General features: G+C 71.2%; 16 protein-coding genes. 10 read left to right on the top strand and 6 right to left on the bottom strand.

The features are described from left to right. The first annotated feature begins 15 nt into the window (after nt 1–15). The 4 genes from ACIBK0_RS35365 (at nt 16) to ACIBK0_RS35350 (ending at nt 4,211) form a co-directional block, all read left to right on the top strand. Nucleotides 16–1,497 (top strand): DHA2 family efflux MFS transporter permease subunit, encoded by a 1,482-nt coding sequence (locus tag ACIBK0_RS35365; RefSeq protein WP_399088857.1) that lies wholly within the window; start codon nt 16–18, stop codon nt 1,495–1,497. Between the two features lie 159 nt (nt 1,498–1,656). Then, a complete protein-coding gene (locus tag ACIBK0_RS35360) occupies nt 1,657–2,415 on the top strand; it encodes an NUDIX hydrolase (protein ID WP_399088855.1) in 759 nt (252 codons plus the stop codon). Then, nucleotides 2,412–3,434: an ADP-ribosylglycohydrolase family protein gene (locus tag ACIBK0_RS35355; protein WP_399088853.1), complete on the top strand. Its 1,023-nt coding sequence runs from the start codon at nt 2,412–2,414 to the stop codon at nt 3,432–3,434. Before ACIBK0_RS35360 ends, ACIBK0_RS35355 begins: the two co-directional genes overlap by 4 nt. A gap of 3 nt (nt 3,435–3,437) precedes the next feature. Beyond that, nucleotides 3,438–4,211: a DNA polymerase beta superfamily protein gene (locus ACIBK0_RS35350; RefSeq protein ID WP_399088851.1), complete on the top strand. Its 774-nt coding sequence runs from the start codon at nt 3,438–3,440 to the stop codon at nt 4,209–4,211. Here ACIBK0_RS35350 and ACIBK0_RS35345 read toward each other — a convergent pair. Genes ACIBK0_RS35345 through ACIBK0_RS35330 form a run of 4 tightly spaced genes read right to left on the bottom strand, consistent with a single transcriptional unit; the run spans nt 4,116 to nt 6,647 of the window. Further along, nucleotides 4,116–4,901: a DNA polymerase beta superfamily protein gene (locus ACIBK0_RS35345; protein WP_399088849.1), complete on the bottom strand. Its 786-nt coding sequence runs from the start codon at nt 4,899–4,901 to the stop codon at nt 4,116–4,118. The genes ACIBK0_RS35350 and ACIBK0_RS35345 overlap by 96 nt on opposite strands. 22 nt (nt 4,902–4,923) lie before the next feature. Further along, the gene (locus ACIBK0_RS35340; RefSeq protein WP_399088847.1) at nt 4,924–5,349 is read right to left on the bottom strand and encodes a Rieske (2Fe-2S) protein; all 426 of its coding nucleotides are present in this window, start codon (nt 5,347–5,349) and stop codon (nt 4,924–4,926) included. Beyond that, complete coding sequence (locus tag ACIBK0_RS35335) at nt 5,346–5,930, bottom strand: DUF6529 family protein (RefSeq protein WP_399088845.1); 585 nt, start codon at nt 5,928–5,930, stop codon at nt 5,346–5,348. Before ACIBK0_RS35335 ends, ACIBK0_RS35340 begins: the two co-directional genes overlap by 4 nt. A 48-nt stretch (nt 5,931–5,978) precedes the next feature. Then, a complete protein-coding gene (locus ACIBK0_RS35330; protein ID WP_399088843.1) occupies nt 5,979–6,647 on the bottom strand; it encodes a hypothetical protein in 669 nt (222 codons plus the stop codon). A gap of 125 nt (nt 6,648–6,772) precedes the next feature. Here ACIBK0_RS35330 and ACIBK0_RS35325 point away from each other — a divergent pair, with 125 nt between their 5' ends. From ACIBK0_RS35325 to der, 6 genes are all read left to right on the top strand, one after another. Next, complete coding sequence (locus ACIBK0_RS35325) at nt 6,773–7,237, top strand: YidB family protein (protein ID WP_399088911.1); 465 nt, start codon at nt 6,773–6,775, stop codon at nt 7,235–7,237. A gap of 118 nt (nt 7,238–7,355) precedes the next feature. Next, nucleotides 7,356–7,718, top strand: a complete 363-nt coding sequence (gene aroH, locus ACIBK0_RS35320) for a chorismate mutase (RefSeq protein ID WP_399088841.1) — start codon at nt 7,356–7,358, stop codon at nt 7,716–7,718. Then, nucleotides 7,715–8,800 carry a prephenate dehydrogenase gene (locus ACIBK0_RS35315; RefSeq protein WP_399088839.1) on the top strand — a complete coding sequence of 362 codons (1,086 nt, stop codon included), beginning with the start codon at nt 7,715–7,717 and terminating at the stop codon, nt 8,798–8,800. Before aroH ends, ACIBK0_RS35315 begins: the two co-directional genes overlap by 4 nt. A gap of 227 nt (nt 8,801–9,027) precedes the next feature. Next, entirely contained in the window at nt 9,028–9,720 is a 693-nt protein-coding gene (gene cmk, locus ACIBK0_RS35310; RefSeq protein WP_399088837.1) for a (d)CMP kinase, read from the top strand. Continuing rightward, the gene (locus tag ACIBK0_RS35305) at nt 9,678–10,391 is read left to right on the top strand and encodes a lysophospholipid acyltransferase family protein (protein WP_399088835.1); all 714 of its coding nucleotides are present in this window, start codon (nt 9,678–9,680) and stop codon (nt 10,389–10,391) included. Before cmk ends, ACIBK0_RS35305 begins: the two co-directional genes overlap by 43 nt. Nucleotides 10,392–10,469: 78 nt before the next feature. Then, on the top strand, nt 10,470–11,945 hold the full coding sequence (der, locus tag ACIBK0_RS35300) for a ribosome biogenesis GTPase Der (RefSeq protein ID WP_399088833.1): 1,476 nt from the start codon (nt 10,470–10,472) through the stop codon (nt 11,943–11,945). Nucleotides 11,946–12,020: 75 nt separating this feature from the next. Here der and ACIBK0_RS35295 read toward each other — a convergent pair whose 3' ends face one another. After that, nucleotides 12,021–12,467 (bottom strand): hypothetical protein, encoded by a 447-nt coding sequence (locus ACIBK0_RS35295; protein ID WP_399088831.1) that lies wholly within the window; start codon nt 12,465–12,467, stop codon nt 12,021–12,023. Between the two features lie 171 nt (nt 12,468–12,638). Next, entirely contained in the window at nt 12,639–13,412 is a 774-nt protein-coding gene (locus ACIBK0_RS35290) for a hypothetical protein (RefSeq protein WP_399088829.1), read from the bottom strand. Between the last annotated feature and the right edge of the window lie 155 nt (nt 13,413–13,567).

Genomic DNA, 13,567 nt, shown 5'->3' with positions numbered 1-13,567 from the left:
ACGGAAGGAATCGTCATGGCTGACACCCTGCGTGCCCCGGTTCGCGCACCGGCTGCCGGTGCCGCGCCGCCGCACCGCGCGTGGACCGTCGTACTGGCCGGACTGGGGGCACTGCTCTGCTCCCTCGACGTGGTCGTCGTCGCCACCGCGCTACCGGCTCTGCGGGCCGACTTCGGGGCGAGCCTGTCCGACCTGGAGTGGACGATCAACGCGTACAACCTCGTCTTCGCCTGCCTCACCCTGACCGGCGCGGCGCTCGGCGACCGCTTCGGGCGGCGGCGCATGTACGTCGTCGGGCTCGCGGTCTTCACGCTGGCCTCGGCCCTGGCGGCACTCGCGGGCGGTCCGGGGCAGCTCATCGCCGCGCGCGTGGCCCAGGGCGCCGGGGCGGCCGTCCTGCTGCCGCTCACGCTGACCCTGATCAGCGAAGCGTTCCCGGCCGAGAAGCGGGGCGTGGCCATCGGCGTGTGGGGCGGGGTGACCGGGCTCGGCGTGGCCGCGGGGCCCGTGCTCGGCGGCGCTGTCACCGAGGGCCTGTCCTGGCAGTGGATCTTCTGGCTGAACGTGCCGACCGGGCTCGTGATGCTGCCGCTTGCCGCCCGCAAGCTGCGCGAGAGCTACGGTCCTCGCCCCCAAATCGACGTCGTGGGGCTGCTGTTGGCGGCCGTGGGCCTGACCGGTCTCGCCTGGGCGCCGGTGCGCGCTCCGCAGGCGGGTTGGGGGAGCGCCGAGGTGCTGGGCGCGCTCGGCGTCGGCGTCGTCTTCGTGGCGGCCTTCCTCGGCTGGGAGCGGTCGCGGGCGCGCTACCCGATGCTGCCGCTCGCGCACTTCAGGAGGCGCGGCTTCGCCACCGCCAACGGGGTGGCGTTCCTGACCTTCATGTCGCTGCTCGGTTCTCTTTTCATGATCACGCAGCTCTTCCAACTCGGCCTGGGCGAGTCCCCGTTGCAGACCGGCGTCCGGATCCTGGTGTGGACCGGCATGCCACTGCTGGTCGCGCCGCTCGCGGGCGCGCTCGCCGACCGGTTCGGGAACCGGCCCTTCATGCTGACGGGCCTCGTCCTGCAGGCGGTCGGCCTCGGGCTGCTGGCCCGGCAGGTGGAGCCCGGCGTCGGCTACGGAAGCCTGGTTGTGCCGCTGATCGTCGCGGGCATCGGCATCTCCATGGTCTTCCCGACCGTCGCGAACGCCGTGACCTCGTCGGTGCCACCCGGGGACGCGGGCGTCGCGGCCGGCGTCAACAACGCGCTGCGCGAGCTGGGCGGAGTCTTCGGAGTCGCCGTCGCCGCGGCGGTGTTCACGCGGTACGGGGGTTATGGCTCGGCGGAGTCCTTCGTCGACGGGTGCGGACCCGCGCTGTGGGTCTCTGCGGGAGTCGCTGCGGCGGGGGCGGTGGTGGCGCTGTTCGCACCGGCGCGCGCCCGGGCGCAGAGCCCGGATGCTCCCCGCGCCGGGGCTCGGAAGCCGGATGTCTCCCGTGCCCGGGCTTCGGGCTGACACCTTCCGCCGCCCCGACCTCAGGGGCTGACAATTTTCGCGCACCGGGCTTGAAAAGCCGTCAATTCACCGTGCCCAGAGGCTTGTAGACGCCCGCCCACCTCTTTATAGTCGTAATGACTATTAGTCGATCTGACTATTAATAGGAGGTGGGTGGGCGTGCTCGCACGGGAAGGCCGCGCGCCTGGCGGCAAGGCACCCGAGGGCTACGACAAGTACGCCTTCGAGCCTTTCGCCGTCACCGTCGACCTCGCCGTCCTGACGGTCCGCGGGGGAGTGCTGCAGGCGCTGCTCGTCGAGCGGGGCCAGGAGCCGTACGCGGGCCGCTGGGCACTGCCCGGCGGCTTCGTGCTGCCGCACGAGTCCGCGGAGACCGCGGCGCGGCGCGAACTTGCCGAGGAGACCGGCCTGTCGGACGTCTCCGGACTCCATCTGGAACAGCTGCGGACGTACACGGAACCCGACCGCGACCCCAGGATGCGGGTCGTCTCCGTCGCGTACGCCGCGCTGCTCCCGGACCCTCCCGAGCCGAGCGGCGGCGGTGACGCGGCGCAGGCCCAGTGGCTGCGGTACAACGCGCTCGGTCCGCTCGCCTTCGACCACGACCGGATCCTCGCCGACGCCCACGAACGCGTCGGCGCCAAGCTCGAGTACACCTGTCTCGCCACATCCTTCTGCCCGCCCGAGTTCACCCTCGGCGAGCTGCAACAGGTCTACGAGACCGTGTGGGGCACCGCCCTCGACCGGCCCAACTTCCGGCGCAAGGTCCTCGCCACGCCGGGCTTCGTCGAACAGATCCCCGGTGCCGCGCGCCTCACCGGAGGCCGCGGCAAGCCCGCCGCTCTCTACCGGGCGGGCGGTGCCAAAGCCCTGCACCCACCCCTGCTGCGTCCCACTTCGGAAGGACGGCTCTCATGACCACCACGACGCTCGCGAAGCGCGCCGCCACCGGTTCCCTGATCGGACTCGCGCTGGGCGACGCGCTCGGGTTCCCGACCGAGTTCAACTCCGTCCCGGCGATCCTCGCCAAGTGCGGGCCCTGGCGGCAGATGAAGCTGCCCCGGCCGGCGAAGGTCACCGACGACACGCAGATGACGCTGGCGCTGGCGCGGGGGCTGCGCACAGCCATGGACCGCGGTCTGCTCGGCCCGCTGCGGATGGAGCGGCCGGTGCGCGAGGAGTTCGTGAACTGGTACCAGTCACCCGACAACAACCGTGCGCCCGGCCGCACCTGCCTCGTCGCCTGCAACCTCCTGAAGAACGAGAAGCGCCGCTGGCAGGAGGCCAGCCAGATCGGTTCCAAGGGCTGCGGCGCCAACATGCGCGTGGCGCCCGTCGGGCTCGTACGCGGGCTCAGCGACGAACAGCGGGCAGGCGCCGCGCAGTTCCAGGCCGCGCTCACCCACGGCCACCCCACGGCACTCGCCGCGGCCGACCTCACGGCACACGCGATCTGGCTCCTCACCCAGGGCGCCGAACCGATGGGACTCGTCGGCCGGCTGCGGTCGTACGCGTACGAGAACCGTCAGCGCTACCACTCCCGCTGGCTCGGCGACCTGTGGACCTTCAGCGAGGACCCCACGCCGGAGCAGTTCATCGCCCGCGGCTGGGACGAGTGCCTGAGCGCCCTGGACGACCTCCGGCACGCCGTGCGCACCGTCTCGCCGGAGACCGACCCGTGCCTGGCCACCGGCGGGGGCTGGATCGCCGAGGAGGCGCTCGTCACCGGCCTCCTCTGCTTCCTGCTCTTCGTCGACGAGCCCGTCATCGCGCTGCGCCGCGCCGCCTGCACCTCCGGTGACTCCGACTCCATCGCCTGCCTGACCGGCGCCTTCGCGGGCGCCTACCACGGCTCGGACGCATGGCCGACGGAGTGGGCCGACCGCATCGAGTACCAGGGCGACCTGATGTCGCTGGGGGCGCTCTGGGACGCTTGAGGGATGACTGACCACGTCCTGGACATCGACCTCGCGGCAGTGGTGGCCGAGCAGCCCGACCCGGTGCTGTTCGCCACCGTCTCCGGGGCGCACCTCTACGGCTTCCCCTCGCGTGACTCGGACGTCGACCTGCGCGGCGTCCATCTGCTGCCGACCGCCGCCCTGGTGGGGCTGCGCGAGCCCGAGGAGACCCGGTCGCGGATGTGGGACCGGGACGGGGTCGAGATGGACCTGGTCACGCACGACCTGCGCAAGTTCGTACGGCTGATGCTGCGGCGCAACGGCTATGTGCTGGAGCAGCTGCTCTCGCCCCTGGTCGTGCACACCGGTGAGGCACACCGTGAGCTGGTTTCGCTCGCCCCTGGAGTCCTCACCAGTCATCACGCCCACCACTACCGGGGGTTCGCCGCGACGCAGTGGCGGCTGTTCGAGAAGACCGGCGAACTGAAGCCGCTGCTCTACACGTTCCGTGTGTTGCTCACCGGCATACACCTGATGCGCAGCGGTGAGGTGCAGGCCGATCTGCCCACGCTGATCGGGCAGGTGCGAGCTCCCGGGTATCTGCCGGAGCTGATCGCCGCGAAGGCGGAGCAGGAGCACGGGGGCGCGGACGTCGGCCACGCGCGCGTGCAGGACGACGTGGAGCGGCTGCACACCCTGCTGGACGAGGCGCAGAACGCCTCAGTGCTGCCCGACGCCCCGACCGTGTACGACGCCCTGCACGCGTTCGTCGTACGGGTCCGGCTGGAGGGCTTCCGGGGCGGCCTGGAGGGCTGAGGCGCGGCGCGCGCGGATCAGGAAGTCCTCGACACGGGCGTGGTCCGGCTCGGGCGGGAGGGGGCTCCGCGAGGCCGCCTCGTCGGCTTCCGCCGCCAGGCGGGACATCCAGGTCTCGACCTTCGGCCAGGAGACCTCGCCCCGCTTCACCGCGAGCAGCGGCGCGCGGCGGTCGCCGACGTCGATCGTCAGGACGCCGGTGCGCAGGAGGTCGCGGGAGCTCATGAGGAGGCGCAGGAGGTGCATGGCGTGCTTCCAGCGGGGCGCGCCGTGCCGGCGTACGTCGGCTTCCAGCTTCTTGTGCTGACCCAGGGCGTAGCGGGCGAACGTGTCGTGTGCCCTGCGGGAGAGGAACGCCTCGCGGAGGGCGAGCAGTTCGCGGCCCGTGTCGTCGGCGTACTCGACGCGGGGGGAGTGCAGGCACTCCAGGATGTTCGGGTTGGCGCGCAGCGCGAGCGCGCAGAAGCGCTCCAGCTCCCAGCTGAACTGCTCCTCGGCCGGGCCCTCGACGTGCGTCGGCGGCTTGTCGAAGCGCCAGAAGAGCGGTGTCGGGGCGAGGAACACGCCCCGGCGGTCCGTGTCGCTGGTGTCCGTGGCCAGACCGAAGGCGCGTGAGCCCATCACGCAGGAGTAGATCGTGTGGTCGCGCACCAGCGCCTCGTGGGCAGGCTCCAGAGCCTCGGCATTCATGTCCTGGAGCGTACGTGCCCGGTCAGGCCAGGCGGATCGAGTTTCCGTCCACCGTGATCTTCTTCGCGGGCAGAGGACGCGGGGCGGGCCCGGCGACCACCGAAGCGTCGGTGATGCGGTACTTGCTTCCGTGGCACGGGCAGTCGATGGTGCCGTCCGCCACCTTGCTCACCGTGCAGCCCTGGTGGGTGCAGATGGCCGAGAAGCACTTGAACTCGTCCTTCTTGGGCTGGGTGACCACGACCTTCTTGTCCTTGAAGATCTTGCCGCCGCCGACCGGGATGTCGGACGTCTTGGCGAGTGCGTCACCATCGGCCGCCGCCGGGGAGGCGCTGGTGGTGCTGTTGTTGCTGCTGCTGTTGTTGTCGCCGTACTTGCTGCACCCCACGAGCAGGACGGCGGCCGCACCCGTTCCAAGAACCGTGCGCCGCGCAGGGGGGTTCGTCATGTCGTCACTCCGAACGTGCGGAAGAACCAGAGAGCCGACGTGAGCCAGATGGCCGTGAGGACGACGAAGACGAGTCCCCCGACGAACGGCAGCAGCCAGCCGGGCAGTCGCTCCGAGCGGAGCAAGAGCATTTTGGCACTGAATGCCCCAAAGAAGAAGCAACCCAGAAGCGAGTGCCACAGCACGCGCGGCTCGTACGTCTGATAGCCCAAGGCGTACAGACAGTGCACCGCGACAGGCACCGCCACCAGGAAGGCGATCCGCCCCGACCAGCGGTGCAGCACCGGCGCCCAGCTCGGCCCCGGCAGCTTCCCGTACACCATGAACGCCGAGACGAGCTGGACGAGGGCGAAGGCGAACGCTGTCGTCGCCAGCCACGACTTCACGGCGCCGGTGCTGCTGAAGCCGGCGAGGTTGAAGGCGGTACCCGCCGGGTCGTGCACCTTGCCGTACGCGCCGAGGCCGACCGCGACCGCCGCGGCGACCAGGGCCGGGACGAGATAGCGGGCGGCGCCTGCGCGGCGGTGGGCGGGCTGGGGCGAAGGGAAGCCCTGGGTGGCGGCGTTCGGGTCCACGGTCATGATCGGCTCCCTGCGGAGGAGGGGGTCGGAACGGAGGCGGGGGCTGGGTCAGGGGGTGACGGGCCGTGCGGTGAGCTGTTCGCCGTCGATCGTCACGGCGCCGGTCTCCGGGTTGATCCGGGGCGCCGCCGAGGGCTTGCCGTCGCGGTCGAGGATGCCGACCTGCTTGTCGCCGGGCAGCACGATCCAGCCGCCGTCGAGCTTGGCTCCCCTGACGGTGGCCGTCGCCCGGTACAGCCCGGACGGCCTGACCGCCTTGTCGGCGGTGAAGCCGTAACGCTGCCCGCCCAGGTCGACGGTGCCGCGGATGCTCTTGCCCTCCTTGAGCGTGCCGTTCAGCTCGGCGCCGTGCTTGCCGGTGAGCTTCATGCTGCCGTCGTCCTTGACGTCGCCCTTCAGCCACGACTCCTTGTCGCGCCCGTCGCAGAAGTACGCGATCGCCTTGCCGTCGCGCAGCGAGACGGCGACCGCGGAGGAGTCGTCGTCGGTACGGCCCGCGTAGTCGGCGTTGGGCGCAGCGCTCTTCGAAGGAGTCGGTGACGGCGTGGTCTTCGGCGGCAACGAACTGGGCGGCGGGCTCGGCGACACCGTGACGCCAGGCGACTCCTCCCGATACGACGACACGCTCTTCGTCCCCGTCGTCGCATTGAGTGACAGCATGAACACGCCGAGCAGCAGCCCCGCGAGAAGGGTGAGAAGGGGTCCTGGACGCTTCATTCGGGCCTCCCCCGAGGCGGGTCTCCTGCCATGAGAGCGGACCTGCGTCCGTGCGTCCAGAGGCGCACGGGTGCGTTCTCACTACAAGTGGCGGAATGGGGCGATTCGAGTGACATTGGCAGGGTCTGAGGCCGGGCGGTGACGTACCCCCAGCCGCACTCTCGAAAGGCGTGACCATGGCGGGTAACGATCTCGGCAGCCTGCTCGGCGGCCTCCTCGGCGGAGGCGGCCAGGGCGGTGCCTCCGGCGGCAACATCCTGGGCTCGCTGCTCCAGTCGCTGGCCGGTGGCTCGAGCAGCGGCGGCAACCCACTGGGAGCACTGCTGGACGTTCTCACCGAGGCCGGGCTCGCCGATCAGAAGAACTCCTGGATCGGCACCGGCGACAACCAGCCCGTGACCGGCGCGCAGATCCAGCAGGCGCTGCCCGACGCGACCCTCAAGCAGGTCGCCGAACAGGCCGGTGTCACCCCGGACCAGGCCGCGACGCAGATCGCCGAGACCCTGCCCCGGGCGGTCGACAAGCTGACCCCCAACGGCGAAATGCCGTCCGGTTCCCTGGAGGACCTGATCAAGGCGCAGCAGGTCTGACACTGCATGGTGCGTGCGCGGCGGCCGTCTCGTCAGGCGGGCGCCGCGCACCCGCGCGTTGCGGGCTGACTACGCTGGTGCGACAAGACGTGCACGCAGATCAGCGAGGAGCATCACCGTGGCGGTACGAGCGGTCCGGGGCGCCGTCCAACTGGAGCGGGACGAGGCCGGGCACATGGACGAGCAGGTCAGCGAGCTGCTCACCGCCATCCTGGAGCGGAACGGGCTCACCACGGACGACCTGATCAGCATCTGGTTCACCGCGACGCCCGATCTGCACAGCGACTTCCCGGCGGCCGCGGCGCGCAAGCTCGGCATCGTCGACGTACCGCTGATCTGCGCGCAGGAACTGGACATCGAGGGCGCGATGCCCCGTGTCGTACGGGTCCTCGCGCACATCGAGTCCGACCGGCCGCGCGCCGACATCGTGCACGTCTACCTGGGCGCCGCGGGCGCGCTGCGCAAGGACATCGCCCAGTGAGGACCGCACTCGTCATCGGAACCGGGCTGATCGGTACGTCGGCCGCGCTCGCGCTGGCCGCGCGCGGCGTCGTCGTGCACCTCGCCGACCACGACCCGGAGCAGGCCCGTACGGCGGCGGCGCTCGGCGCCGGCACGGACGAGGTGCCCGAGGGGCCCGTCGACCTCGCGATCGTGGCCGCCCCACCCGCGCACGTGGCCGCGACGCTCGCGGACGCCATGCGGCGCGGGGTGGCCCGCGGCTACCTCGACGTGGCCAGCGTCAAGGGCGGCCCGCGCCGCGAGCTGGAGGCGCTCGGCCTCGACCTGTCCTCGTACATCGGTTCGCACCCCATGTCCGGCCGTGAGAAGTCCGGTCCACTGGCCGCCACCGGTGATCTCTTCGAGGGGCGCCCCTGGGTCCTGACGCCCACCCGGGACACGGACACCGAGGTCCTCAACCTCGCGCTGGAGCTGGTCTCGCACTGCCGCGCCGTGCCCGTCGTCATGGACGCGGACGCCCACGACCGTGCCGTCGCGCTCGTCTCGCACATGCCGCACCTGGTGTCCAGCATGGTCGCCGCGCGCCTGGAGCACGCGGAGGAGGCGGCGGTACGGCTCTGTGGTCAGGGCATCCGTGACGTGACCCGCATCGCGGCGTCCGACCCCCGGATGTGGATCGACATCCTCTCCGCGAACCCGGGGCCGGTCGCCGACCTCCTCGCGGACGTCTCCGCCGACCTCGACGAGACCGTGCAGGCCCTGCGTGCCCTCCAGTCCTCCGACGAGTCCAAGCGCCGTACGGGCGCCGACGGCATCGAGGACGTGCTGCGGCGCGGCAACGCGGGGCAGGTCCGCGTCCCCGGCAAGCACGGCTCCGCTCCGCGCGCGTACGAGGTCGTGGCCGTTCTCATCGATGACCAGCCCGGACAGCTGGCCCGTATCTTCGCCGACGCGGGGATGGCCGGGGTCAACATCGAGGACGTACGCATCGAGCACGCGACCGGGCAGCAGGCCGGTCTGGTGCAGCTGATGGTCGAGCCCAAGGCGGCGCCGGTGCTGAGCGCGGCGCTGCGGGAGCGGGGCTGGGCATTGCGGCAGTAGGCGCGTGGGGTCGGCGTCAGGTCGGTTTCCGCCCCTCCGCCCCTGCCCGTCCCGCATCTGCGGGCTGCCGCCTCCAGACCCACGCTTCGGCCTCAAGGGCCTCGTCGGGCTGAAACCCCCGATCGCAGCGCCGTGCCGGGCGGCTCGGTGTACCCAGTAACCTTGTGCGGGGCGCGTTCGTGTCCCGCACATACCCACCACCCCGTACCAGGAAGGTGTCCGTCACCGTGGAAAAGGCCGCCCGGACCGCCCCGGCTGTGATTGTCGCCATCGACGGCCCCTCCGGCACGGGCAAGTCGAGCACCTCGAAGGCCGTCGCCTCGCAGCTCGGGCTGAGCTACCTGGACACGGGGGCCCAGTACCGCGCCATAACCTGGTGGATGGTCAACAACGGGATCGACCTCACGGACCCGTCCGCGATCGCCGCCGTCGCCGGGAAGCCGGAGATCATCTCCGGCACCGACCCGTCCGGTCCGACGATCACCGTCGACGGCACCGATGTCGCGGGCCCGATCCGTACGCAGGAGGTCACCTCCAAGGTGAGCGCCGTCAGCGCGGTGCCCGAGGTGCGCGCCCGGATCACCGAGCTGCAGCGCTCGCTCGCCGGATCCGCGGAGTACGGGATCGTCGTCGAGGGCCGGGACATCGGCACCACCGTGCTGCCGGACGCCGACCTGAAGATCTTCCTCACCGCGTCCCCGGAGGCGCGTGCCGCCCGCCGCAGCGGTGAGCTGAAGGGCGCCGACGTGCACCAGACGCGCGAGGCCCTGCTCAAGCGCGACGCCGCCGACTCCAGCCGCAAGACCTCCCCGCTCGCCAAGGCGGACGACGCGATCGAGGTGGACACCTCCGACCTCACGCTCCAGCAGGTCATCGAGTGCGTCGTCACCCTCGTCGAGGAGAAGCGAGCCGCCAAGTGACCGCACCCTCCGAGAGGGGCGCCGAGGTAGGGCGCCGCATCGGCGTCGGCCTGATGTACGGGCTGTGGAAGCCGCGTGTGCTCGGCGCCTGGAAGGTCCCCGCGACCGGCCCGGCAATCCTGGCGGTGAACCACTCGCACAACATCGACGGCCCGATGGTCATGGGAGTGGCGCCCCGGCCCACGCACTTCCTGATCAAGAAGGAAGCGTTCATCGGCCCGCTCGACCCCTTCCTGCTCGGCATCGGCCAGCTGAAGGTGGACCGCCAGACCACCGACCGCACGGCCATCACCCAGGCGTTGGGTGTCCTGGACAACGGCGGCGTCCTGGGCATCTTCCCGGAGGGCACCCGCGGCGAGGGCGACTTCGCCTCGCTGCGCGCCGGGCTCGCGTACTTCGCCGTACGCAGCGGGGCGCCGATCGTCCCGGTGGCAGTGCTGGGAAGTTCCGAGAAGAGCAGCCGGTTGATGAAGGGGCTGCCCCCGCTGCGCAGCCGGGTCGACGTCGTCTTCGGCGACCCGTTCGAGGCGGGCGACGGCAGCGGACGGCGTACGCGCAAGGCGCTGGACGAGGCGACCGCCCGCATCCAGAAGCAGCTCAGCGCCCACCTGGACCACGCCAGGCGTCTGACCGGACGCCGGGAAAACGCCGGGCGCCCCACCGGGCACTAGGCGACACTTGAGTAGTGGATCGCCCGATATACGGGCGGTCCACCGATCACCACGAATGAACGACGAGGTACGGACTTCATGAACGACGACATCCAGCCCGAGGGCTCGGCAGAGCACGACCACGGGGCGCTCGGCGATGCCGAGTACGCGGAGTTCATGGAGCTCGCCGCGGAAGAGGGCTTCGACATCGAGGATGTCGAGGGCGCCATCGAGGAGGCGGGCCACGGCCCGCTGCCCGTCCTCGCCGTCGTCGGCCGTCCCAACGTCGGCAAGTCGACCCTGGTGAACCGGATCATCGGCCGCCGCGAGGCCGTTGTCGAGGACAAGCCCGGCGTCACCCGCGACCGCGTCACCTACGAGGCCGAGTGGGCGGGCCGCCGCTTCAAGCTCGTGGACACCGGCGGCTGGGAGCAGGACGTCCTCGGCATCGACGCATCCGTTGCCGCGCAGGCCGAGTACGCGATCGAGGCGGCCGACGCGGTCGTCTTCGTCGTCGACGCCAAGGTCGGCGCGACCGACACCGACGAGGCGGTCGTACGCCTTCTCCGCAAGGCCGGCAAGCCCGTCGTCCTGTGCGCCAACAAGGTCGACGGCCCGAGCGGCGAGGCCGACGCCTCGTACCTCTGGTCCCTCGGTCTCGGTGAGCCGCACCCGGTCTCCGCGCTGCACGGCCGCGGCACCGGCGACATGCTGGACGCCGTTCTGGAGGCACTGCCCGAGGCCCCGGCGCAGACCTTCGGCGCCGCGGTGGGCGGCCCTCGCCGCATCGCCCTCATCGGCCGCCCGAACGTCGGCAAGTCCTCCCTGCTGAACAAGGTGGCCAACGAGGACCGCGTGGTCGTCAACGAGATCGCGGGCACCACCCGTGACCCGGTCGACGAGCTCATCGAACTCGGCGGCGTCACCTGGAAGTTCGTCGACACGGCCGGCATCCGCAAGCGCGTCCACCTCCAGCAGGGTGCTGACTACTACGCCTCGCTGCGCACGGCCGCCGCCGTCGAGAAGGCCGAGGTGGCCGTCATCCTGATCGACGCGTCCGAGACCATCTCCGTCCAGGACCAGCGCATCGTGACCATGGCCGTCGAGGCCGGGCGCGCGATCGTCCTCGCCTTCAACAAGTGGGACACCCTCGACGAGGAGCGCCGCTACTACCTGGAGCGCGAGATCGAGACCGAGCTCCTCCAGGTGGCGTGGGCGCCGCGCGTCAACGTCTCGGCGCGCACCGGGCGGCACATGGAGAAGCTCGTCCCGGCGATCGAGACGGCCCTGGACGGCTGGGAGACCCGCGTTCCGACCGGCCGGCTGAACGCCTTCCTCGGCGAGCTCGTCGCCGCCCACCCGCACCCGATCCGCGGCGGTAAGCAGCCCCGCATCCTCTTCGGTACGCAGGCGGGCACCAAGCCCCCGCGGTTCGTGCTCTTCGCCTCCGGCTTCATCGAGCACGGCTACCGGCGCTTCATCGAGCGTCGACTGCGCGAGCAGTTCGGCTTCGAGGGCACGCCGGTCCACATCTCGGTGCGGGTGCGCGAGAAGCGCGGCGCCAAGAAGAAGTGACGTAGCGACAACCGGCAAGGACAACAACGGGTAAGGGGCGGCTCCTCGAGGAGCCGCCCCTTACCCGTGCGTGCGTCAGTGTCCCCTGCGGGGTGCGGGAGGCAGCGCCGCCGGGATGTGATGCATCCCCGTGCTGTGCTGCCGCCCGCTCGTCTGCCAGATCGCGGTCGCCGTCGCGGTCTGGCCGTGCTGCGCTCCACTGTGACGTGCGGAGTGCGCCCCCGCGCTGTACGAGCTGTAGGAGTTGTACGAGCTCGACGCACCGTACGAAGTCATGCCGCGCGGGAGGCTCCCGAAAGCCGTGAAGCCCAGGTTCTCTTCGCCGTGCCGGTCGCCGGGCAGGGCCCTGAAGGATCTGACCCACTCGGCGTAGAGCGCGTCGTAGATCGGCGTGGCCGAAGGTCCGCCCGGAGAATCCTGAGCCGGTCGCGCCGGGGGTACCTCCCTGCTCGAACGAAGCAGAGAGCCTGCGGGAGGGCTCGCCTGGAGGGACTGGCGGCGGGGGACGTCGTAGGTGTGCACGTATGTGCCAACGACCCCGCCGCCCAACGGATGCGGCCACCGTGTCGCTTTCGCAGGTCAACCGGAGTGTGCCCGGCGCACTCCCGAGCTGTCCGAGCTCCGGTCGGGGCTCGGGTTCGGGCCCGGGATAGGGCTCCGGTCCCCGGCTCAGCTGTCGGCTCAGCGGTCGGCTCAGGTCCCCGCGAGCGGCATCGCGGCCGCGACGAGCTTGCCGTTGGCCGCAGCCTTGTCCAGCGCGTCGCGCAGCAGGTCCTCGCGGGGCTGGCGGCCGATCGAGCCGACCGGGGCGGCGAACAGGAGTACCTGCTGGTGCTTGTTGGCGGCCGCCCGCCAGCTCTCGGCGACCTGCAGTGCCTGGTGCGCCTGCCACCAGGCGACGGGCGAGCCGCCGCCGGTGCCGGGCTGCAGCACGGCGTGCAGCTGGCCCATGGCGAGCAGCACGGACCAGCCGTGCAGCACCGGCGGCACCGAGATCAGCTCGGTCACCGGCATGAAGCCCTGCTCGATGAGGAGGGGCAGGAAGTCGTCGCCGACGTCGGTCGAGCCGGGGCGCACGATGGGGCCGGTCGGCTCGACGACGAGCGCCGGATGCAACTCGCCGTTGATCAGGACGAGTCCGCTGGTGACACCGAGCACGGCCTGCTCGGGCACGGCCTCGACGGGCGGGCCGTCGGGGTTGATCGAGCGGACGGCGCCCTGCAGTTGCTCCTCGGTGACCTGCACGACCTGTGAGGGCAGGCAGGTCGCGTGGGCGAAGGCCAGGACGGCGGTCTCGTCGCCGATGAACAGGACGGTGCTGGTGCGCTCCTGTTCCGAGTCGCCCGGGGTGCGGCAGGACGTGCAGTCGTAACTGCCGGGGGCGTTCTCTCCGGCGAGCAGCCGGTCGGCTTCTTCGTCGCCGATCTCGGCGCGTACGTCGTCGCTGACGTCGAGCATGCGCGGCACGGTGGCTCCTCGGGATGCGGTGCGTGGCGGTGCCGGGTGGCTCCCGGCCCATGAGGCCGGGGGGTCCCCGGCTCATGAAGATGACAACGGGCGATCTGTGGCCGGAGTCACGCCCGAGAGCGAACGGAATCGAACCATCCGACGCGCAGGGTGAG

The sequence above is a fragment of the Streptomyces sp. NPDC050564 genome (assembly GCF_044457265.1).
Classification (GTDB): Bacteria; Actinomycetota; Actinomycetes; order Streptomycetales; family Streptomycetaceae; genus Streptomyces.
This window is presented reverse-complemented; position numbering and strand designations above follow the sequence as displayed.